Genomic DNA, 19,322 nt, shown 5'->3' on the forward strand with positions numbered 1-19,322 from the left:
TTTGATAACAGGTGCAGTGAAACACCTGGTCCTGCCTACTTGAGAGGTTCAGCAAGGACACTCTGGGATGATGTCAGAATAAGATGTATTTCCGGGCTTCCAGCAACCCCGGCTCTCTGTGAATACAAGAACTTATTCCTTTATTCCCGTCTTCGCATTAGGATTTGTTCAATTGTCAATTAACTAGCTGACGTTCGCCTGGTTCTCAGCATACACTTTGTGACCATCTGTGGTTGTGATCTTTCTGAATTCAGAGAGAAGGTGATTTGTAACAACGCCAGGGCTTCCATCTCCTACTTGACGCTGATCTACTTCTACAACGGCAATGACCTCAGCTGCTGTTCCTGTTAAGAAAACTTCATCAGCCACGTAAACATCATGTCGTGTAAACGGCTGTTCTTTTACTTCATAGCCTTTATCTTTGGCTAAATCGATGATGGCGTTTCGCGTTATTCCTTCGAGTGCTCCTAGATAAGTCGGTGGCGTCAGGATCGTTCCATTCTTCACGATGAAGATGTTGTCAGCTGAACCTTCTGTTACGTAACCTTGATCATTCAGCATGAGGGCTTCATCTACACCTATTTGATTCGCTTCCATTTTCACTAAGATATTATTTAAATAATTTAATGATTTCACTTGTGGAGGTAAAACGTCCGGCCGGTTTCTTCGGCTTGATACAGATGCAAGTCTTACCCCGCGTTCATAGAGTTCTTTCGGGAATAAAGCGAGTGCCTCAGCAATGACAACCACACGTGGATTTGAACAACTCGCTGGATCTAGACCCAAGTTGCCAGATCCTCTAGAAACAACGACGCGAATATAAGCGGTCTCCAGCTGATTTTTTCGGACGGTTTCCGCAATAATTTCTTCCAGCTCCTCCTTTTCATATGGAATCTGAAGCATGATTGATTTTGCTGAATCATACAAGCGATTCAAATGTTCGTCGAGCTTAAAGATGTTGCCTTCGTAGACACGAATGCCTTCGAACACCCCATCTCCATATAAGAAACCATGGTCGTAAACGGAAACGACGGCCTCATTTTTGTTGACATATTCGCCACCTAAATAAATCCATTGGCTGCTCATTCTTAGCACTCCTTTCTTTTTATAGTTTAATGTTTGAAATAATTAAAGAATGATTGATAAAGAGCGGACCCTGCCTGGGTAAGCATGCACTCTTACTTTGTCAGGGTCCAAATGGTCCTTCCACATGAAATCAACCATCCGATTAATTCGGGGTTTCGGTGTAGTTGATTGAGGACTACTTTAAACGGATTTGAGTCTAAGGTCAACAGCTTTTTAAAAAGTTTTCTGAACACTTAGATTATTCAGCTTTTTCGTAAAGCGCTTACATGCGCTCCAGCCAAGGCGTACAAGCGTTAGAACGTTCTTTCTTTTTTTCTTTTTTATCTTTTTTTCAAGGAAAAATAAGCTAATTTCCAGGTGGTGAGAATCAGAAAAAATTTTACTCTAAATTAGAGTTATGACCTAATAAATAACACTAAAAGAGTGACTATTTATTTACATTTTCTTTGGTGAATTATTCACACCCAATCATTAAGTCGTGCACACTTAATTTCACACTCTTAGCGAAAAATCTTTATATAAACTTTTTACTTAGTCATCCGCCCTCTCATGTCTTCTTGTCCCTTCATAGTTTGTGGTATAGGACAAAAAAGGTGGTGAAACACATGGGCTGGTATGGTGGCTACGGCGGCTGCGGATACGGCGGAAGATACGGTGGAAGTTCATTCGTATTGATCGTTGTGTTGTTTATTCTTTTGATTATCGTAGGAGCTTCTTTCTATTACTAAAATCGAATATCATTGTGAATCACCGTTACCCGTTCTCAAGTGATTCACGCAGTAACCAGAGGCAGCTTCACCATCCTCTGGTTTTTCTTATATCCAGAAAAAAATGCATGCGGCTTGGGAGCCCTACAATCATAAGACGAGCGATGAACTGAATTTCTGTTTCTAAATAAAGTCGATTGACTGAGGTCTGAAAGAGCTAGACGCTGGAGGTGTATGCTGTCTCTTGCCCATATACAAATCACTTTATAGTTTTCTGGACATAAAAAATCAAGAGCCGCTGCTCTTGATTCAATAAAATAAGTATAATTCCAATAAGTATGAATCCTTTTCTATCTCTAAAACGTATTTTTAAGTAAGAAAGAATTCTAAAACAAGGAGGCGTATCAAAATGTTTGTGCGAATTTTCCATAAGTTAAATCGAACAGGTAAGATTGTGTTTGCTGCTGGATCGGTTGGTTTGCTGGCTGGCGGAATTGCTCTCCTTTTCTTTTAAAGAGAACCTTAAACTCCCATTTCCTCATTTTGTTTGTATTCTAGGTTGATATAAATTTGTTCAAGCTCTGGCAAGGTCATATCTCTTGTTCTTTTTCCGAGACAATCTTGAGTGTATCCCAAGTCCATTAACTTGCTTATGAGAGAGCACCTCTTATCCTCCACTCCCCTGTTCACACTTGTAAACATCAAGCTCATACAATCACCTCCATACCCATCGACTAATGAACTACTATTCAGTAGCATATTAGCACTATACCCGATTTAGGTCTTTGTGAACCTAGGTCTCAAGGTTGACTTTATTGATCGACCTGTTTCTTCCGTTTATTCCATAAATAAACAGTCGTCGGAGGCAATCGTCACTGCTTCACAAATTTTAGGGAATTTTTAGTATAGTTAAACGATTCGAAATAATTTATAATAGACCATATGCCGATATCATAATCGAATTTTTTCAGAGAGAATACGATGAACTGTAATTCTTATCTGGGCACTTGAATTATAGGGAGTAATTAGTGCAACCGGCTCCTGCGAGGCTATTTATTTTTCATTCTTTAAAATGAATGAATCAAGGGGGCGCTTAGGTGAAAAAACTGCCTAACGATTTACTGGTAGATACTTATCAAATGGCATGCAAACTAGAGCTTTCGCTTGAATTCGTTCAATTATTAAAACAGGAAATGACTCGACGGGGATTAGACTATACTAGACCTGTAATTGAACGTCGAAAAAAAGAAAAGGTAACGGTTTAACTACGATACCCCTCTAATAGTAGAGGGGCTTTTTTTGTCCATTTTTACCTCGCTTCCTTCTTCCCTCTAATAAGGTGCTTGTTTTGGTTCATACTGTTACTAGACAAAAAGGAGGGTAATGATGGAGGACTTCATTCAAGTCGTTTCAAGGTCTATAGGGAGCTTTGTCCTTTTAGTCGTCGTCACTTTGTTTACAGGTAAACATATCAATGCGCATAAAAATTACTATAGCTTTGCCCTTTCTATTACGATCGGGTCAATTATAGCTAATATGGGATTTAATACAAATTTGAATTTTTTTGAGATGACCGCTGGTTTCCTTGCTTTAGTTTGCATGTTTTATTTATTACTTTTTTTAGCTGCCAAAAGCCGACGATTACGGTCCTGGATTTCAGGTCAGCCTACCGTAGTTATGGAAGGTGGCAAAATTCTTGAGGACAATATGAAGAAGATTAAATTCTCCTTAGATGACCTTAACCAACATTTAAGAGAGTTTGGAATATTTGATATTAATGAAGTGGATGATGCGATGGTGGAAGTAAGCGGCGAATTATCCATTCGTAAAAAGAACCAATTTCAGCCGGTGACAAAGAGAGATCTAAACCTTTCTTCATCCCCTGGATCTTTGCCTATTGAGCTGATCATGGACGGAAGATTGATAAAGAAAAATTTCTCTGATCGCTACAATGATTCATGGATTACAGCTGAATTGAAAAAAAGGAATTTAACGATTGAAGATGTGTACTATGCGGTTGTGAACAGCAATGGCATTCTTTTTATTGATTCCTATCAAGATCATATTCAATCTCCATCGGATGTTGAATGAACATACCTTCTATTATTTTCATTCCCCCCTTTACATTTGATTTGTTAGCACTCAGCGGTGCTCATTATGAACCTTCAATATTCTTCTTAATCCCGAAGAGTCACCTTCAAGCTTTTCTGGGGCATTTACTATATCAAGAGAAGGGTTGGCTGGAACCCTCCATTAAATAGTTGACGGCGTATAAGAAAAATATCAGTACGAGCGGTTTAACCTGACACTTCTTTAAAAAATTCCATGATAAAAGAGTAAAAAATTTAAAAGTGTACACATTATAAAATGTTTCAATCTATAAATGTACACGGAGGGAAAGAAATGAAAAAGAAATTATTAATCCTAACAATGTCTCTTCTTGTCTCAACAGGCATGTTAGCTGCATGTAACGTTGATAACAATGAGATGAATGAGGATCCAGAAGATGTAAACTACGATCCAGTCCGTTATAACGACGGAGATAACGATCTAGACCAGCGTAGAAATCCAAATATGGATCGAGATATGGATATGGACATGGATAGAAATGGTGATAACGACCGCGATCATATCCGTCAGCCTGGTGAGCGTGACACGCCGTATAACATGGATGAAGAAGAGCCAGATCTTGACGAAGAACCATCAGAAGAAAGACGTGGCCAATAAGGCAGAAAAGAGCAGATGCTATGACACCTGCTCTTTTTGTTTTTCATGGTTGATAAAAAATGAATTGGGAAGGCTAACCATGAATGTATGGGTGACTTAGGAGGAAAATCTATGTCAAATAACAAGAAGGAAATACAGCCAAAACAACATCAAAACCGTCAGCCTGGATTTGAATACGAAATGAACCCACTGCCCGCATACGTAGATGAGAAATACAATGGCAGCGGAAAGCTAAGTGGAAAAGTAGCCGTCGTCACAGGTGGAGACAGCGGTATTGGCCGTGCGGTAAGTTTATACTTTGCCAAAGAAGGGGCAGACGTAGCCATCCTCTACCTTGATGAACATGAAGACGCTGAAGCGACTAAGAAACTAGTTGAAAATGAAGAGAAAAAATGTGAGCTAATCAGTGGTGATATCGGTGACTCTATTTTTTGTGAGAACGCTGTAAAACAAATTACAGACAGCTTTGGGACCATTGATATACTAGTTAACAACGCGGCCGAACAGTATCCCCAACAGAATTTTCTTGATATTACAAACGAGCAAATGGAAAAGACATTCCGTACCAACTTCTTTTCTTACCTTTATATGACGAAAGCTGTCCTTCCCCACCTTAAAAAAGGAAGCAGCATTATCAACACCTCTTCCGTCACCGCTTATCAGGGAAACGAACAGTTGATTGATTATTCATCGACAAAAGGAGCGATCACGGCTTTTACTAGATCTCTAGCTAAGTCACTTGTAAGTAAAGGCATTCGCGTTAATGGGGTTGCTCCTGGACCAATCTGGACTCCGCTCATCCCAGCAAGTTTTGACAAACAGAAAGTTGCCGAATTTGGTTCTGATAACCCAATGGGACGACCTGGACAGCCCAGGGAAGTTGCTCCAGCTTTTGTCTATTTAGCAAGTAATGACTCCAGTTATGTAACCGGACAGATGATTCATGTGAATGGCGGAATTCCGGTCAATGGATAATAGAAAATGACCGAAATGGAAAAACCCGAATAATGACTTCCTTGATAGCTTGTCATCATTCGGGTTTACTTTACGCCTGCAGTTTTGTTCTATCCAATGTATTTGTATTAAAAGAGAGAGATTGAGTTGGATTTAAATTTTCGATCGTACTTTTTATCTTTTCTAGTTCTCCTTCTGTGTACACTGTATTCGCCTTTTCCAATTGTCGTACAAAAAACTTTGATAGAACGGCTTGATCATCAAAAACGTACGGTGCCTTCATTTCGGAAAAATTAATAAGACTATTGTCATGATGATTAAAATAAAGGATAGGTGTAACAGCACTGTCATTAATCTGCCCTCTAAGCAATTGTTTGAAATAATCGACTCCACCCAACAAATTAGATACTGGGTTTTTAACAGAATAAACATTCATTCCTGTCTGGTCAACATTGTTATTCTCGAAAATGATTGTCTTCTCTGCTTCTTTTTCTTCAGTTGTAGAAAGATGATCGAAAAGGAACGAGAACTCTTTTGCTTTGCCCCTGGTAAGTCCATGAAGTATATTTCCATAAAACTCATTGTTATCGATGATGTAAATGCCTGTTCTCATCAATACGATGTGATTAATTTTGTTAGGAGTCATTTCACTTTTTTCAGTCTTCATTGGCAGAAACACGTTTGAAAGCACCATCATTTCTAATGGTTTGATAACCCCTTCTCTTACCAACTTCTCTTTCAGATCTGTTAAAAGAGTATGGATTTGAATATCAGTCGAGTTTTTTGATATTTCTTCAATATTGTGTACATATGTTTTAAACTCACTGATTTTAGCTTCATATTCTTCTTTAATCTTTTCATCACGTTCATTATCTTTTTGTTTATATTCTTGTTCGACTTTATCCAAATCTGAGATGGCTTCCGTTTCAATCTCTATTAACTCTTCTCTATGTTTTTTACTCTTGTTCAGTAAAACTAATAATAACCCTAGAACAAAACAGCCGAGCGCTGCAATGACTACAAGCAGTACTTTTATATCGAAAATCATAGTGTAATCCATAACTACCTTCCTCCACTCAATTTTTCTTTTTATAGGTTTCGGGTGGATATTGTCGAATCCGGTCGTTTTTTATTAAAATAGCTGTTTTTACATAGGTTTTTATATATTTTGGAAAAAAAAGAGGGATACCATCCCCCTTTACGATTTAGAATGATTGTTTTTATCTGTCTTCTTAGTTTCATTTTCCACTCAACTACTGAGTATTACGCTCAAGATGTTCGTTTAGTTGATTAGAAATTTGACGGAGTTTCTCCTTATCAGGAATATAATAGTACTTCCCGTTGATGTTTTTCCCCTTACCTTCAATATTATGTTGCGTGATGTTGTTACGAGCGGCTTTATAATTGGATTGAAGGTGCCACATATCCTTGAACGTCATATTGGTTTTCACATTATCCTCAAGCACCTTAACCATGTCATCGAATTTAGTAACAGTAGATAAACTTGTAGCTTTGCTGATCAGGGCTTCAATCACTTGGCGCTGACGTATTTGCCGACCAAAATCCCCTCTTGGGTCTTTTTTTCTCATACGAGCATAGATTAAAGCTTCTTTACCATTCAAATGTAATTCGCCTTTCGGGAAGTACGTATCTTTAATATCAAATCCCAACCCCGCCGTATTGAAACCTAAGTCATTTTGCACTTTGACTCCGCCTAAAGTATCCACGATATTTTCAAAGCCATTAAAATTAACTTTTGCAAAATAATCCACTGGAACGTCTAAAAGATCCTCAACAGACTGGACAGTTAATTCTGTTCCGCCTACTTGATACGAACTATTGATTTTATTTACAGCACCTTCCATCTCTGTGTAGGTATCACGAGGTACACTTACCATTTGGGTGGAGTTTGAATCAGGATTAATGGTCATCAGAATCAGCGTATCTGTCCTACTTGTTGTTTCACCCGGTCGTCTGTCCAGCCCCATCAGCAAAACAGAGATAGGGTCACCTTCAGACAGACTGAGGTTTTCCCTGCGGTCTTCATATCCCGTCCTCTTTCCGATCTCTTCATACACACTTGTGGAGGTTGATGTAATGAAGTTAAAAGCATAACTGCAAGCCCCTAAAGTAAGCACAGTAACTGAGGTCAAAATAAACAATATAATTTTTTTGCCCATATCTCATCCCCCACTAGTAAACCTGATAGCTTTGTTTTAATAAATGATCTGTAAAAAATCAACCTGCTATGCTGCATGTGTTGAATCCTTTTTATGGTAACTGCGTCCAGTACGATCAACTTTATTCCACTTTTTGTTGAAGAAATAAGAAATGCTTCCATACATAACGAAATACACACTTACGAAACGGAAAATTAAAATATCAAAAATGATCGTCCAAAACAAACGGAACCAATCTCTTTTTTGAAACGAAAATCCATGATGCTTATTCATTCCAAGTGCTACTAAATCATAGAGGACTCCAAACAAAAAGATGAAAAACAAATAAAAAAACATGTAATCTAATATGGAGTTTTCAGGATTGTTGATTAAATTTACGATTACTATACCTGTCATTGCGTAAGCAGCAAGGGTCCCTACAAGAAATGTCTCGAATACATAAAAAAAGGAAACAGGTTTCGTAAATAATGTTTTTAAGAAAAATCCCCAGAAATGAATAATACAGTCGACATAAGCTTTCTGCCAACGCAATCGCTGCTTAGTTAAATCCTTCCAGGTTTCGGGTAACTCGGTATAGCCTACGGCGTCAGCTATAAAACTGATTTTCAAATGTTTATGGTTCGCTATGTATTGCTGGATACGTAAGGTTATATCAATGTCTTCTCCAATTGTTTTCCGGTAGCCCCCTACATCCAAAAGAATTTGTTTGTCAAAAATCCCAAAGGCTCCTGAAATGACGGCTAAAGCTTTAAATCGAACTAGCGATAGCTTAGATATATAGAAAGCTTTTAAGAAATCTAAAACTTGGACTCTTACCAGCATATTTGCCATCTTTAAGGATAAGCGGCTCATCGGTTTATCTGTTTTGGTTTGCAGTACGTGTACCATTCCACCTGCTGCCACAACATTTTGATCTTCAAACGTTTGGTTCACCGCTGATAATGCCTTCTCCGTTAAAATAGTGTCTGCATCCAATGTGATGAGCAAATCTTTACTGGAATATTCAATCCCTGCGTTTAAAGCATCTGCTTTTCCTCCATTCACCTTGTCGATCACGTATATATTCGGGAAGACCTTCGATTGGTAGACGGCCTTTACGTTTTCATGAGATAACTTCCCTAGTGATGCCACGGAACATGGTTTTAACTCAAGGAGACGATTCAAATGAACCATCGTACCATCCGTTGATCCATCATTGATATATAGGACCTCAAAATCTGAATAAGCCAAGGTTTTCATACTCTCAATGGAAGTTTCAATAATTCTCTCCTCATTGAAACAAGGAACGACTATGCTCATTCCCTTTTCATGCTTATAGCCACGATCCCTCATCCATTCTTCTAATTTAGCCCCCGCCTTTTTACGTTCTTCAGATTCACGAAAAAATGGCAGACAGTGGTACAAGTGGAGTACAGGGAACGTCACACTTAATAAGAAAAATGCCGTAATCATTATGTCCAAGATAACTCCTCCTTTTGGAAAACCACTTCTTTTTAATAAAAAGTCAATTTGCCTATATTTATAAATCGCAATTCACCACTCATTGAACAAAAGAAAACGTCCCCCATAGAAGGAGGACGAAGAACATAATAGCACAACATGATATCAAAACATACAGGAGTAAAATCTCAAATCTAAATGGAAGGACAAGGCGTATGGATGAAACCTTTTACGTTTTTCTACATATATATAGGTATTTTACGCTAACTATACTTGAAACCCTCGTAAAGGATAATAGCTGAAAGGAATATTATGAAGTTATATATACGTTTAGTAAGAACCCTATATCCTACCTGTTTTAACTTAAAATGGTTCCAACGGCTGACTTCTGTTCATAGAATCTATGACACCTATTATGAAAAATGAAAGACTCTTCTCTGTTTCACAGTCTCACTAACACACGCATAGGCTAATGAGGATATAAATGAAAAGACAGGAGGAAGTTGGATGTATTTTAATTACTCTCAAGTGCCTAATGGGTATCCGTATTTACCGAGCCCTTATCATCAGCAGCCTTATCCTCGTTACCCTAATTACTTTCATAACAATCAAAGCTATGACGGTGTAAGACAGCCAGTTCGCGGCCAGGCTACATGGACACAAGGAGGAGCTGTAACCCAATGCGGCATTCCATGGTCTACTAATAGCTACATGAGCGCGGCAGTGGGAAATAACTCCCCCTATCAATGTGGTCAAACCATTAAAGTAAAAAATTTGTCCAATCAAAAAGCAGTGTTAGTAACCGTTGTCGACCAGGTTCCTAATTATCCAGCTAACAAAATAAATCTTCATAGAAAAGCTTTTGAGGCTTTAGGGGCGGATGTAGCATCAGGAATCATTAATGTAGAGATCATTGCTTCACCTGAATTAGAGGAAGAAAAATGGGGAAAATACCTTTTAGAAATTGTTATCGCAGCTTACCCCAATTACAAAGTTACAGATTACAGTAAATTAAGTACGCAGCAAAACGGGAATCAAATGAGAGAAGATTATAAATTTGTGCTGCAATCTCCTCAGGAAACGATCAATATCCAGGGTACGGTCGTTTATAATCCGAGTACTGACCGGATTATTTCCATTAACTTTAAAGAAATATAAATAAGAGACAGGAGTTTCCCTGTCTCTTTCCCTTTAATTACATACTCGAATAAAACTTAATAAGAAAAGAAATGACGCGGCCTCTCCCTGGATGAGAAACCGCGCCATTCCGGCACTTTGTATGGATGATTCCGATTGGGCTCGAACCAACGACCTCCACCCTGTCAAGGTGGCGCTCTCCCAGCTGAGCTACGGAATCATATGTATGTCGTCTGACAAGTAATAATATACAATGGATTTCGATAAGTGTCAACAGGATTTAAAGTTTTTTTAAGGTTATGTAAAAACTGCGCAAATATCTTCATTTTTCTTCCATATTACATCTGTTCTACTTTTTCAACAATTCTATGGTAAAATATATATGTTACGTTTAAGTATTTATGACAGCGGGAATTTTGTATAGGAACTTCCTTGCATGTTAGGAGGTGGTCGATGATGGGAAGAAACGGATCTTTTAAAGAATATAGCATTGAAAGCAGCTATCTAAACGAAACGATGACATTAAGAGTGTACGTACCCGAAAATTACTCTCCATTATACAAGTACCATTTCTGTATTATGCAAGATGGAAATGACTATTTCCAAATGGGTCGTGCGGCCACGCTTAGTGATCAACTGCATGCCGATGAGGAAATTGAGAATACGATTTTCATTGGTATCCACTATAATGACAAATACGATCGTCAGGATAAATATCATCCAGATGGAAAAAAACAAGCGGATTATGTAAATTTTCTAATTCGTGAAGTGGTTCCATTCCTTGATGAGGAATTGCCTGGATTCTGTATGGGCAGAGGTCGTACGCTTGTCGGTGATTCATTAGCCGGTACACTGGCTTTAATGACCGCTGTGAAATTCCCGAACGTTTTTGGGAACGTCATCATGCAGAGCCCATATGTGGATGAACACGTGAAGGAAGTTGTCATGTCGACGAAGGATTTTTCACCATTAACGATTTATCATACGATTGGAAGTCAGGAAACGGATGTAGAAACAACAGAAGGCGCTAGGAAAAATTTCCTTGAACCGAATTTGGAACTGCATGATTTCTTGAAGAGTCAGTCGCTTGATTACACGTTTTATGAACTAGATGGTAACCACACATGGGGGACTTGGCAAAAAGATTTCAAACGCGCTTTACTTACTTTGTTTGGAAAATAATTTCTAATAGTAAATGAGAATCAGGAGGGGTTAGTCTTATGAAATATGGTATTGCGATATTTCCATCGAAAAAAGTACAAGATGAGGCGAATTCATATCGAAAGCGCTATGATCCTCACTATGCATTAATTCCACCGCACATTACATTAAAAGAAGCTTTTGAAGCGGATGAGAGTGAAATCGAAAACACAATAATTCCTGAACTAAAGGAAATTGCAAAAAACACCCAGCCTTTTTCTTACGGTATTTACAAGGTGAGCACATTCTCACCTGTGACTAACACGATTTACTTGAAGATCGAACCGTCTGAAGAAATCTTCGGGTTAAACGAAAAGCTTCATTCAGGTCCACTACATGAAGAGAAAGACTACGCATTCGTTCCCCACATCACGATCGCCCAGAAACTGACCGATGCTGAGTTTTCTGACGTGTATGGCAGCTTGAATATGTCGAAGTTCGATATCCAGGATGAAGTTGATCGTTTCCAACTGCTTTATCAACTAGAAAACGGTGCTTGGAGCGTATATGAAACGTTCCGTCTTGGTAAAGGGTAATTCCAATGGATATCCGCCGAGTTTCAAATCAACAAGAAAAAGACGACGCGTTCCAAGTTAGGCGCGTCGTCTTTATCGAGGAACAAAACGTTCCAGAAGAGTTGGAAATCGATGAAAATGATCAAACAGCCGTCCACCTTGTGGGTTACGAAGAAAAACATCCTGTTGCTGCCTCCCGTCTCAGGTTCGTTGATGGATACGGAAAGCTTGAGCGCATTTGTGTCATGAAGAAATATAGAGGTCATTCTTTTGGAAAACAAATGATTAGTTTTATGGAACAGATCATTAAAGATCATGACAGGGATACCGCTAAATTAAATGCTCAAACCCATGCGGAGAGTTATTACCAATCACTTGGTTATGTGACCGTTTCGGACGAGTTTATGGACGCCGGAATCCCTCACGTCACTATGATCAAAAAACTCAAATCATAAAACCTGCCCAAACGGCAGGTTTTTTTCGTTTAGATCCTGTGGTGTTTGTCTAGAATTGAAAGTATATGACAACACAAGGATCGTGATTAAGTATGGAATATCTAAGAATAACAGCAGAAACGTTTTTCGGGTTTTTTGCCCTTTTCGTTCTCACAAAAGTCTTAGGAAAAACACAGATCACTCAAATAACTGCCTTTGACTTCATCGCGGCACTTGTATTAGGCGAATTGGTAGGAAACGCCTTGTACGACGATAAAATTGGAATTGCAAAAGTTGCTTTTGCCATATTTTTATGGGGCGTGCTCATCTATGTTACCGAAATCATAACAGAGAAATTCAAAGGAACACGAAGCATATTAGAGGGAAAACCTGCTCTTATCATTCATAAAGGCAAAATCGATAGAGATCAAATGAAAAAAAATAAATTAGATATTAATCAACTGCAGCATTTATTACGATCTAAAGATGTTTTTTCAATACAGGAAGTCGAATATGCTGTTCTTGAAACAGATGGAACCGTTTCTGTATTGAAAAAATCTCCTTACCAGAATGTCAACCGAATGGACATGAACTTAAAGCCCGAGAGCGTTCCTCTTCCAATGGCACTGATCAGCGATGGAGAAATCTTATGGGATAACTTAGAAGAAGCCGGTTTTGATGAAAAGTGGCTAAACGACCAACTTAAAGCACAAAACGTCAATAAGCCGAGCGACGTCTTTTATGCTGAATACCAGGAAGGTAACTCACAATTGTTTTTACTTAACTTTTAGCACTTGAATGGAACACCCACCGATGACCAGCGATATCATCTTGGATTCGCTGGTCTTTTTTTAGTGCGATCAGATAAGCGGTGACGGCCGTTCTATATAACAGCCACTGAGAAAGCTGGGGAGTGTTTACTTCATAGTGATCACACATAGCTGCAACCACTGATTCATGGCTGACCCCTTCGTTTTGAATAATGTAATTTTCAAGCCAGTCAAGAAGTCTTGCATGTACGTCAATATTTTGCTGGATGGTTTTTGATGGATTTTCTTCAAAAGGTCCATGCCCTGGGACTGCCCCTTCTATTTCTATGGACAGCAATTTTTCTAAACTTTTTATCGTCAGATCTGTATCAGTGATATAGGGAATGATATGCTTACGTAAAGCGTCTTCTCCAAAATAACTGTCCGCTGCATACAAAATTCCATTCACTTTAAGGGCCAGTTGATGGTAACTGTGGCCGGGGAACAGTAAAATTTCTCCTTCAATCTCTCCTGCTTGAAGGCTGCCTTCACTAATGACTTCATCAATTCTTATCGATTCACCTTCCAGAAACTTGTTCCTTAGTTCTTGTACAGGATCATTGCCACCGAATAAATATAGCGGTTCAAGCTTTGGATTCCTTAAAATCGCTTCTTCAAATGTGGGGGCGTACGTGTAGACTTCATAATTTTCCTGTATGTAAGCTGCACCTCCGTAATGATCAGCGTGCGCGTGCGTAATAAAAAGGTGCGTCAATGGAAGCTCTCGATCTTTGAGCTCCTTGAGCACCTTTTTGATTGAAGATTTATCGATCCCTGCATCAATCAACAGACCCGTAGTCCCCGATTGAACGTAGCCAATGTTTACAGAGCTTTGAAAATAGTAACATGTTGCATTGAGCTGTTGAAATGACATAACAAACTACTCCCTTTAGCTTTTTTATATGGTTTCGCTAAAGTTCTGTCCTTTTCCTGTCAATTCTGAGTAAATTTTTTCTCTTATACCGGAACTCTTTCCTGCATGAAATTCCATTGATGTATGCAACGTTTTGGTCAGAGAATCTTGTCGTTCCTGGTTATTTGGATTTTTGGAGTGGGTCAAATTGCAGTCTAACGTCGCTTTATATACTTTATGAAGGACAAAGGGAGATCGCTGCTTCGGGATTGTTCGCTTCTGATAATCCTGGTATTGGTAATGGTTGACCGGCAGAATATACCCCATACTACCTCCTCCTCTTACTTGCTGCATACCCTTTTTTTAAACTCACTATGCGATCCGTATTAGATGAGAACATCACTCAAAGAATCGCTCCATTTTCCCCATCTGTTTGTTTAAAAATTTCTCCATATCAGTCATTCGCTTTGTAAAACGCTTATCCCACGCTTGAAAATCTTTCTCCCAAGCATCGAACTTCTTCTCAGGCTGCTTGATAATTCCATTCATTTTCGACGTTTCCTCATCCATTTCCTTTAATACTTCAAAAATAGACTTGTATTTTTTACTCATAAATGGCGGTCACTCAATCCGTAAAGAGCCGATTGCAGACCTGCAATGGAGAGCAGCAGCACGAGCCATTCACCGTAAGGAATATAATAATAAAAGGCTATCATAATCGCCGCTGACCATACTCCCACACACCAATGACAGCTTAGACCTTCACCAATCCACCCTTTTGGTTCTATCCACTCTTCCTCTTCTCCCTGATCGTTTACAATAACTTTCGTATTCATGAACGGTTTACGCAGCCATTCCATGATCAGATCACGAACGATCAAACGTGTAAGTCGAAAACTGGCAAACCCTAAAATCAACAATTCTAACCACGTTATGCTTCCCATACTCTTGTTCCCCCTTTTCATGAGAAAAGCCACTACCTTCCATGTAGTGGCTGCAATGATATGAGATTAGAACCAACGGAAGCCTCCACGACGGTCAGACGATTCATCGCGATGATCTCTTGAACTGCTTTCACGATCACGATCTCTATCGTCATCTTTTCTACGACGGCGCCCCCCGAAGAATGGATCGAATCGATTATCACGGTGGCGATCATGACGATCGTCTCTTCTAGGTTGGATCACAACATTTTCTGCTTCTATGAATAGGTCGTCGACTTTTATGACCCTTCTCTTTTCAGACATATTATTCATCTCCTTATTCGAAGTCATTGTTAATCTATGGTGTTTGACCTATTCAGGTATAGTCGTTCGCCCATTCTTCTAGAAAAAGTTATCGATTGCCTAAAAACAGACAAATGCCCACACCGACCTAAACACCCAACATATTCTATTAAAGACAATACGTCAATTCGTATGGAAAGGGGAAAATTTTAATGAGCTGTGGTAAAAAATTCGATACGGGCTCTTGTGTGATTGACATTCTTAAAGATATCGTAGATGCTCAGAATGACGTAATGCGTGACTGCACGACGAGCTGTGAACGTTCCATTGCGGATCTATTAGGTGATGTGGGCGGAGGTTCTGGTTTCGATACCGTTCCTGTCATCCTTTATTGTAAAGACTGCAAACCTTTCAAAGGTTACGGTACGAAACGAAACGATCCTTGTAATGTTAAGGGAAGCTTCTTCTTCCGCGTGAAATCTGTCGATGACGATGGTTGCGCGATCCTAGAACTTCTTTTCTCTGACAATCATCGTGTAGGCGGTGTTGAAGACGAGGAATCTTCTTCAAGTTCGAGCAACCACCACCGTCCAATCGTTGATCCGAAATCACCAGCACAGCAGGATTGCGACGACCTTCGCGCATCCGGCATCTGCATCACGGTCGACTTGAATTGCTTCTGTCACGTGACATGTCTTCCAGCTGCTGCAACTCTATAAGACACTTAAAAAACCGCGCTCACTAGGGCACGGTTTTTTTGTGCTTAAAATCCAATCAAGCGAATATCTGTGATTTTTTCAAAAGGTACATCTTGATGATAAGGGCGTTGAAAAACTTTCATCGATACAATGCCATCCTGGTAATCTGTAATGTAGCCCCGATAAGCTTCCTCATCAGTGGAGACTTCACATTTCATCTTAGGAACATGAGGAGATAATTGAAAAAAATAATTTACCTTTCCCTCAAGGTCTAAGTCCTGAAAGCGCTGTCTCCTTTCCCGAGGCTTTTGTGCTGTAGATTCATTTTCAGCTGATGAGGTATCTTCCTGTTCGGTTTGTTCAGCATTGGATTCAGCTCTTTCGACCGTACCAGCAGCATTTTGGTTTCTTAATCGAAGCTCCATTTCGTGTATGGATGTGCCTCCACTACTACTCGATTGAGAAGAGGTTGACGAGCGTTGTGAACGAAAGCTCGTTTGCATCGGTACTTCCGCCGGTTTAAATTTAGGTTGGGCAATATAAAGCATCGGCTGTTTCGCCAAACGTTTCTTTTCAGCCATACGGATCTCTCCTTTATTTATCGGTCATCATTCTATGTATATGCCTAGTCCCTCCAGCCATGTTCATAAATGAACTGTTTTGAAAAAAAGAAGGACTTAAGTTTTTTCTAACCTGTAAACGAAGCCCTCATTCCTTAGTTAGAAAAGGCGATCCGTAAGCATACATTATTGTACGAAAACCTTCTTCGTTAATACATTTAAAAAAGACAAGCAGCTACACTGCTTGCCTCCTCCCATTATTTTTTTCGAATTCCGATTGTCCGTCCAGCTTGCTTCGGCTGCTCCTGACCGGCCTGTTCTTGATAAACTTTCGTGATGGTTTTTGCTACGGGCGGCGGAAATGGAGCCCCCCGTCCTTCGTTTTGATCGATCCCCATCAACATTTCTTCTAGTGTGGCAACTAAATCTCCTGTTTCATTCTTCATTGAGAAAAACAGATGGATACGCTTTGTGTCATAATCAAGAACATGAGCGCTGATTTCAAGGGCTTGCCCTTCTTTCATTTCCTTTAGATAGCATGTATGGGTTTCCAATGTGAAAATCGTGTACATCCAATGATTCCGAGCATCCTCGTTAAGGCCGATGTGTTCAATAAACGCATCTGTCGCCAGACTGAAGGCGCGGCTGTATTCAGCATCGTTCATATGTCCATTGTAATCGACCCATTCAGAGGGGACCGATTTAGTAAAGCGAAAGGATGATTTCATGTTAAACGCTCCTTTTTTCGCTGGTCTTCTCTGACTCTTTTGGCCAGTATTCTTGAACAAGGTCGTAAAGACGGATCAAAAATTCATTTCTATTTTGATCAAGTTCGGACATTGTCATGCCGTTCGACTGATGTTCACAGCCAGAAACTACTTTGTCATAGAGCTCGTCCGTCAACTCTGGTGCTTTGAGCTTCGTCCATGGTTTTTTCAGAGCAGGACCGAACTGCTTCAGCATATGACGCATGCCGCCTTCCCCACCCGCGAGGTGGAAGGTCAAGAAAGGTCCGTATTGGGCATAGCGAAGACCAGCGCCGTGAGTAAAGGCTTTATCGACTTCCTCTGTTGTTGCAATCCCTTCATTGACGATATGAAGGGACTCTCTCCAGATTGCTTCAATTAGACGGTCCGCAATGTGGCCTTCAATTTCGTGACGAACGTGCAGAACACTCATCTGCATCCCTTCATAAATAGATATTGCCTTTTCAACGTTCTCAGCTGACGTCTGTTTGCCGGGTACAATTTCCACTAGCGGTAGGATATACACCGGGTGGAAAGGATGTGCGACGACAAACCGTTCGGGATGCTGGAGATTCGCCTGCAGCTCTGACGGCATAATGCCGGATGTGCTTGATCCTATAATGGCATCTGATCTCGAGTGCTGGTCAATATCCTTTAGCACCGTCTTCTTCAGTTCTTCTATTTCGGGTACGTTCTCCTGAATAAAATCAGCATCTTTTACAGCTTCAGATAATTCTTTTTTAAATGTTAACCGTTCTTTTGACGCACCCTCAGCTAATCCAAGCGCATTTACGTATGGCCATGCATGATCGACAGCCTCGCGCATCCGCTCTTCCGCACCTTCCGCCGGATCTGTGGCTACAACGTCATGTCCTTGAGCAAGCATACGGGCGATCCAGCCATTTCCGATGACTCCTGTACCTACTACGGCCATTTTCATGATTGTCTTCCTTCCCGTGGGTTTCGCAGATTCAAGTACTCGCGTGCTTCCTGTGGTGTCATTGGTTCAAGATCCAATCCACGAAGGATTGTGACCGCTTTGTCGACAAGCTGTTCGTTCCTAGCGACCACACCTTTGGATAGGTAGATGTTGTCTTCCAATCCAACACGGATATTTCCACCAAGCATGGCTGCTTGTGCAGCGATCGGCATCTGCATACGGCCGATTCCGAAGGCAGACCAGTGTGCATTTTTTGGAATACGATTCTTCATATAGAGGATCGTTTCTACATCAGCAGCCGCTCCCCAAGGAATTCCTAGACAGAATTGAAACATTGGATCCCCGTCAATTAACCCTTCTTCAACTAGTTGATTGGCAAAACGAACGTGACCGGTATCAAAACATTCAAGCTCCGGCTTTACACCGTTTTCCTGTATCATTTTCGCCTGATCACGCAGCCAGTCAGTCGGACTCATATAAATCATGTCACCGAAGTTCGTACTTCCACAATCCAATGTACACATCTCAGGGAGCAATTCCCCAACAGGTTCATGGCGCTCTGATGGTGTCTGAATATCAGTGCCATCTCCACCTGCTGCCGGTGTATTCAAACTTGGGATAAAATCACCCCCGCCGCCAGATGTAATATTTATGATCACATCTGTTTCTGATTCACGTATCCGATCCACAATCTCCCGGTAGTGCTCTATATTGTGGCTGATGCCTCCTGTTTTTGGATCACGCGCATGAACATGGGCGACAGTCGCACCTGCTTTTGCCGATTCAATGGCGGATTCCGCGATTTCCTTGGGTGTAACAGGGACGTGTGGGTTTTTTTCTAACGTATCTCCTGCTCCTGTTACAGCAGAAGTTAACAATACTTTATTTTTCATCCAAAAGAACCTCCTTCAGGGTCAGTTTAATCAATCCGATATAAGCGTACCAACTGGAGTGTTATTTTCAACACCTATAATTATTTTTCTTTTATAGCCCTCTAGAAAACACTGTATAATTGCTTTTTTATTAGTAAATTCTAATAATCCCTTCCAACACTTATAATATTGAAATTTTACGATAGAAGTCTTATATCATAGATAAGCTTCTATATAT

25 protein-coding genes, 1 tRNA gene and 1 riboswitch are annotated in these 19,322 nt (G+C 40.1%); of the genes, 11 read left to right on the forward strand and 15 right to left on the reverse strand.

Annotation, left to right across the window (positions count from 1 at the left end; genetic code table 11):
* Positions 1-183 precede the first annotated feature (183 nt).
* Positions 184-1,086, reverse strand: coding sequence for a branched-chain-amino-acid transaminase (ilvE, locus tag HM131_RS14485; RefSeq protein ID WP_085030443.1), 903 nt, complete (start codon positions 1,084-1,086; stop codon positions 184-186).
* A gap of 605 nt (positions 1,087-1,691) precedes the next feature.
* Here ilvE and HM131_RS14490 point away from each other — a divergent pair.
* Positions 1,692-1,814, forward strand: coding sequence for a YjcZ family sporulation protein (locus HM131_RS14490; RefSeq protein ID WP_085030444.1), 123 nt, complete (start codon positions 1,692-1,694; stop codon positions 1,812-1,814).
* A 501-nt stretch (positions 1,815-2,315) separates the two neighbouring features.
* Here HM131_RS14490 and HM131_RS14495 read toward each other — a convergent pair.
* Positions 2,316-2,504, reverse strand: coding sequence for a hypothetical protein (locus HM131_RS14495; RefSeq protein ID WP_085030445.1), 189 nt, complete (start codon positions 2,502-2,504; stop codon positions 2,316-2,318).
* A 254-nt stretch (positions 2,505-2,758) separates the two neighbouring features.
* Positions 2,759-2,842: riboswitch (cyclic di-GMP riboswitch) on the forward strand.
* A gap of 48 nt (positions 2,843-2,890) precedes the next feature.
* Here HM131_RS14495 and sda point away from each other — a divergent pair.
* The 4 genes from sda (at position 2,891) to HM131_RS14515 (ending at position 5,495) form a co-directional block, all read left to right on the forward strand.
* Positions 2,891-3,058: a sporulation histidine kinase inhibitor Sda gene (gene sda / locus HM131_RS14500; protein WP_085030446.1), complete on the forward strand. Its 168-nt coding sequence runs from the start codon at positions 2,891-2,893 to the stop codon at positions 3,056-3,058.
* Between the two features lie 121 nt (positions 3,059-3,179).
* On the forward strand, positions 3,180-3,884 hold the full coding sequence (locus HM131_RS14505) for a DUF421 domain-containing protein (protein WP_085030447.1): 705 nt from the start codon (positions 3,180-3,182) through the stop codon (positions 3,882-3,884).
* A 312-nt stretch (positions 3,885-4,196) separates the two neighbouring features.
* Positions 4,197-4,520, forward strand: coding sequence for a hypothetical protein (locus HM131_RS14510; protein WP_085030448.1), 324 nt, complete (start codon positions 4,197-4,199; stop codon positions 4,518-4,520).
* Between the two features lie 111 nt (positions 4,521-4,631).
* On the forward strand, positions 4,632-5,495 hold the full coding sequence (locus HM131_RS14515) for an SDR family oxidoreductase (protein WP_085030449.1): 864 nt from the start codon (positions 4,632-4,634) through the stop codon (positions 5,493-5,495).
* A gap of 70 nt (positions 5,496-5,565) precedes the next feature.
* On the opposite strand, the gene HM131_RS14520 is transcribed toward HM131_RS14515, so the two are convergent.
* The 3 genes from HM131_RS14520 to HM131_RS14530 all read right to left on the reverse strand — a co-directional run bounded on the left by HM131_RS14520 (position 5,566) and on the right by HM131_RS14530 (position 9,106).
* Positions 5,566-6,534, reverse strand: coding sequence for a hypothetical protein (locus HM131_RS14520; protein ID WP_085030450.1), 969 nt, complete (start codon positions 6,532-6,534; stop codon positions 5,566-5,568).
* Between the two features lie 193 nt (positions 6,535-6,727).
* On the reverse strand, positions 6,728-7,654 hold the full coding sequence (locus HM131_RS14525; RefSeq protein ID WP_085030451.1) for an LCP family glycopolymer transferase: 927 nt from the start codon (positions 7,652-7,654) through the stop codon (positions 6,728-6,730).
* A gap of 66 nt (positions 7,655-7,720) precedes the next feature.
* Positions 7,721-9,106 (reverse strand): glycosyltransferase family 2 protein, encoded by a 1,386-nt coding sequence (locus HM131_RS14530; protein ID WP_232324949.1) that lies wholly within the window; start codon positions 9,104-9,106, stop codon positions 7,721-7,723.
* Between the two features lie 495 nt (positions 9,107-9,601).
* On the opposite strand from HM131_RS14530, the gene HM131_RS14535 reads away from it, so the two are divergent.
* Entirely contained in the window at positions 9,602-10,252 is a 651-nt protein-coding gene (locus HM131_RS14535) for a DUF3889 domain-containing protein (RefSeq protein ID WP_085030453.1), read from the forward strand.
* A 126-nt stretch (positions 10,253-10,378) separates the two neighbouring features.
* On the opposite strand, the gene HM131_RS14540 is transcribed toward HM131_RS14535, so the two are convergent.
* Positions 10,379-10,451 (reverse strand) — tRNA-Val (locus HM131_RS14540).
* A 236-nt stretch (positions 10,452-10,687) separates the two neighbouring features.
* Here HM131_RS14540 and HM131_RS14545 point away from each other — a divergent pair.
* The 4 genes from HM131_RS14545 to HM131_RS14560 all read left to right on the forward strand — a co-directional run bounded on the left by HM131_RS14545 (position 10,688) and on the right by HM131_RS14560 (position 13,171).
* Entirely contained in the window at positions 10,688-11,413 is a 726-nt protein-coding gene (locus tag HM131_RS14545; RefSeq protein ID WP_085032022.1) for an alpha/beta hydrolase, read from the forward strand.
* Positions 11,414-11,451: 38 nt separating this feature from the next.
* Positions 11,452-11,967 (forward strand): YjcG family protein, encoded by a 516-nt coding sequence (locus HM131_RS14550; RefSeq protein ID WP_085030454.1) that lies wholly within the window; start codon positions 11,452-11,454, stop codon positions 11,965-11,967.
* Between the two features lie 5 nt (positions 11,968-11,972).
* Positions 11,973-12,401, forward strand: a complete 429-nt coding sequence (locus tag HM131_RS14555) for a GNAT family N-acetyltransferase (protein WP_085030455.1) — start codon at positions 11,973-11,975, stop codon at positions 12,399-12,401.
* 92 nt (positions 12,402-12,493) lie between these two features.
* Positions 12,494-13,171 carry a DUF421 domain-containing protein gene (locus HM131_RS14560; protein ID WP_085030456.1) on the forward strand — a complete coding sequence of 226 codons (678 nt, stop codon included), beginning with the start codon at positions 12,494-12,496 and terminating at the stop codon, positions 13,169-13,171.
* Here HM131_RS14560 and HM131_RS14565 read toward each other — a convergent pair.
* The 5 genes from HM131_RS14565 to HM131_RS14585 all read right to left on the reverse strand — a co-directional run bounded on the left by HM131_RS14565 (position 13,161) and on the right by HM131_RS14585 (position 15,289).
* A complete protein-coding gene (locus tag HM131_RS14565; RefSeq protein WP_085030457.1) occupies positions 13,161-14,063 on the reverse strand; it encodes an MBL fold metallo-hydrolase in 903 nt (300 codons plus the stop codon). The two genes, HM131_RS14560 and HM131_RS14565, sit on opposite strands and share 11 nt — an antisense overlap.
* A 24-nt stretch (positions 14,064-14,087) precedes the next feature.
* Positions 14,088-14,369: a hypothetical protein gene (locus HM131_RS14570; RefSeq protein ID WP_085030458.1), complete on the reverse strand. Its 282-nt coding sequence runs from the start codon at positions 14,367-14,369 to the stop codon at positions 14,088-14,090.
* Between the two features lie 72 nt (positions 14,370-14,441).
* Positions 14,442-14,654: a hypothetical protein gene (locus HM131_RS14575; RefSeq protein WP_085030459.1), complete on the reverse strand. Its 213-nt coding sequence runs from the start codon at positions 14,652-14,654 to the stop codon at positions 14,442-14,444.
* Positions 14,651-14,986 carry a DUF1360 domain-containing protein gene (locus tag HM131_RS14580; protein ID WP_085030460.1) on the reverse strand — a complete coding sequence of 112 codons (336 nt, stop codon included), beginning with the start codon at positions 14,984-14,986 and terminating at the stop codon, positions 14,651-14,653. Before HM131_RS14580 ends, HM131_RS14575 begins: the two co-directional genes overlap by 4 nt.
* 66 nt (positions 14,987-15,052) lie before the next feature.
* On the reverse strand, positions 15,053-15,289 hold the full coding sequence (locus tag HM131_RS14585; RefSeq protein ID WP_085030461.1) for a hypothetical protein: 237 nt from the start codon (positions 15,287-15,289) through the stop codon (positions 15,053-15,055).
* Positions 15,290-15,480: 191 nt separating this feature from the next.
* Between HM131_RS14585 and HM131_RS14590 the strand changes: the two genes are divergently transcribed.
* Positions 15,481-15,987, forward strand: coding sequence for a CotY/CotZ family spore coat protein (locus HM131_RS14590; RefSeq protein ID WP_085030462.1), 507 nt, complete (start codon positions 15,481-15,483; stop codon positions 15,985-15,987).
* Positions 15,988-16,031: 44 nt separating this feature from the next.
* Here HM131_RS14590 and HM131_RS14595 read toward each other — a convergent pair whose 3' ends face one another.
* The 4 genes from HM131_RS14595 to HM131_RS14610 all read right to left on the reverse strand — a co-directional run bounded on the left by HM131_RS14595 (position 16,032) and on the right by HM131_RS14610 (position 19,105).
* A complete protein-coding gene (locus HM131_RS14595; RefSeq protein WP_085030463.1) occupies positions 16,032-16,547 on the reverse strand; it encodes a CotO family spore coat protein in 516 nt (171 codons plus the stop codon).
* Between the two features lie 236 nt (positions 16,548-16,783).
* Positions 16,784-17,254 (reverse strand): thioesterase family protein, encoded by a 471-nt coding sequence (locus HM131_RS14600; RefSeq protein WP_085030464.1) that lies wholly within the window; start codon positions 17,252-17,254, stop codon positions 16,784-16,786.
* Position 17,255: 1 nt separating this feature from the next.
* The gene (locus HM131_RS14605; RefSeq protein WP_085030465.1) at positions 17,256-18,212 is read right to left on the reverse strand and encodes a 3-hydroxyacyl-CoA dehydrogenase NAD-binding domain-containing protein; all 957 of its coding nucleotides are present in this window, start codon (positions 18,210-18,212) and stop codon (positions 17,256-17,258) included.
* Positions 18,209-19,105: a beta-keto acid cleavage family enzyme gene (locus HM131_RS14610; RefSeq protein WP_085030466.1), complete on the reverse strand. Its 897-nt coding sequence runs from the start codon at positions 19,103-19,105 to the stop codon at positions 18,209-18,211. The genes HM131_RS14605 and HM131_RS14610 overlap by 4 nt, the downstream gene beginning before the upstream one ends.
* Positions 19,106-19,322: the final 217 nt, after the last annotated feature.

This window comes from Halobacillus mangrovi (assembly GCF_002097535.1).
GTDB classification, from domain to species: Bacteria; Bacillota; Bacilli; order Bacillales; family Halobacillaceae; genus Halobacillus; species Halobacillus mangrovi_A.

Excerpts from the sequence above, each read along its gene's own strand:
- ilvE (WP_085030443.1), bottom strand. The coding sequence starts at position 1,086 with ATGAGCAGCCAATGGATTTATTTAGGTGGCGAATATGTCAACAAAAAT.
- HM131_RS14490 (WP_085030444.1), top strand. The coding sequence starts at position 1,692 with ATGGGCTGGTATGGTGGCTACGGCGGCTGCGGATACGGCGGAAGATAC.
- HM131_RS14495 (WP_085030445.1), bottom strand. The coding sequence starts at position 2,504 with ATGAGCTTGATGTTTACAAGTGTGAACAGGGGAGTGGAGGATAAGAGG.
- HM131_RS14505 (WP_085030447.1), top strand. The coding sequence starts at position 3,180 with ATGGAGGACTTCATTCAAGTCGTTTCAAGGTCTATAGGGAGCTTTGTC.
- HM131_RS14510 (WP_085030448.1), top strand. The coding sequence starts at position 4,197 with ATGAAAAAGAAATTATTAATCCTAACAATGTCTCTTCTTGTCTCAACA.
- HM131_RS14515 (WP_085030449.1), top strand. The coding sequence starts at position 4,632 with ATGTCAAATAACAAGAAGGAAATACAGCCAAAACAACATCAAAACCGT.
- HM131_RS14520 (WP_085030450.1), bottom strand. The coding sequence starts at position 6,534 with ATGGATTACACTATGATTTTCGATATAAAAGTACTGCTTGTAGTCATT.
- HM131_RS14525 (WP_085030451.1), bottom strand. The coding sequence starts at position 7,654 with ATGGGCAAAAAAATTATATTGTTTATTTTGACCTCAGTTACTGTGCTT.
- HM131_RS14530 (WP_232324949.1), bottom strand. The coding sequence starts at position 9,106 with ATGATTACGGCATTTTTCTTATTAAGTGTGACGTTCCCTGTACTCCAC.
- HM131_RS14535 (WP_085030453.1), top strand. The coding sequence starts at position 9,602 with ATGTATTTTAATTACTCTCAAGTGCCTAATGGGTATCCGTATTTACCG.
- HM131_RS14545 (WP_085032022.1), top strand. The coding sequence starts at position 10,688 with ATGGGAAGAAACGGATCTTTTAAAGAATATAGCATTGAAAGCAGCTAT.
- HM131_RS14550 (WP_085030454.1), top strand. The coding sequence starts at position 11,452 with ATGAAATATGGTATTGCGATATTTCCATCGAAAAAAGTACAAGATGAG.
- HM131_RS14555 (WP_085030455.1), top strand. The coding sequence starts at position 11,973 with ATGGATATCCGCCGAGTTTCAAATCAACAAGAAAAAGACGACGCGTTC.
- HM131_RS14560 (WP_085030456.1), top strand. The coding sequence starts at position 12,494 with ATGGAATATCTAAGAATAACAGCAGAAACGTTTTTCGGGTTTTTTGCC.
- HM131_RS14565 (WP_085030457.1), bottom strand. The coding sequence starts at position 14,063 with ATGTCATTTCAACAGCTCAATGCAACATGTTACTATTTTCAAAGCTCT.
- HM131_RS14570 (WP_085030458.1), bottom strand. The coding sequence starts at position 14,369 with ATGGGGTATATTCTGCCGGTCAACCATTACCAATACCAGGATTATCAG.
- HM131_RS14575 (WP_085030459.1), bottom strand. The coding sequence starts at position 14,654 with ATGAGTAAAAAATACAAGTCTATTTTTGAAGTATTAAAGGAAATGGAT.
- HM131_RS14580 (WP_085030460.1), bottom strand. The coding sequence starts at position 14,986 with ATGGGAAGCATAACGTGGTTAGAATTGTTGATTTTAGGGTTTGCCAGT.
- HM131_RS14585 (WP_085030461.1), bottom strand. The coding sequence starts at position 15,289 with ATGTCTGAAAAGAGAAGGGTCATAAAAGTCGACGACCTATTCATAGAA.
- HM131_RS14590 (WP_085030462.1), top strand. The coding sequence starts at position 15,481 with ATGAGCTGTGGTAAAAAATTCGATACGGGCTCTTGTGTGATTGACATT.
- HM131_RS14595 (WP_085030463.1), bottom strand. The coding sequence starts at position 16,547 with ATGGCTGAAAAGAAACGTTTGGCGAAACAGCCGATGCTTTATATTGCC.
- HM131_RS14600 (WP_085030464.1), bottom strand. The coding sequence starts at position 17,254 with ATGAAATCATCCTTTCGCTTTACTAAATCGGTCCCCTCTGAATGGGTC.
- HM131_RS14605 (WP_085030465.1), bottom strand. The coding sequence starts at position 18,212 with ATGAAAATGGCCGTAGTAGGTACAGGAGTCATCGGAAATGGCTGGATC.
- HM131_RS14610 (WP_085030466.1), bottom strand. The coding sequence starts at position 19,105 with ATGAAAAATAAAGTATTGTTAACTTCTGCTGTAACAGGAGCAGGAGAT.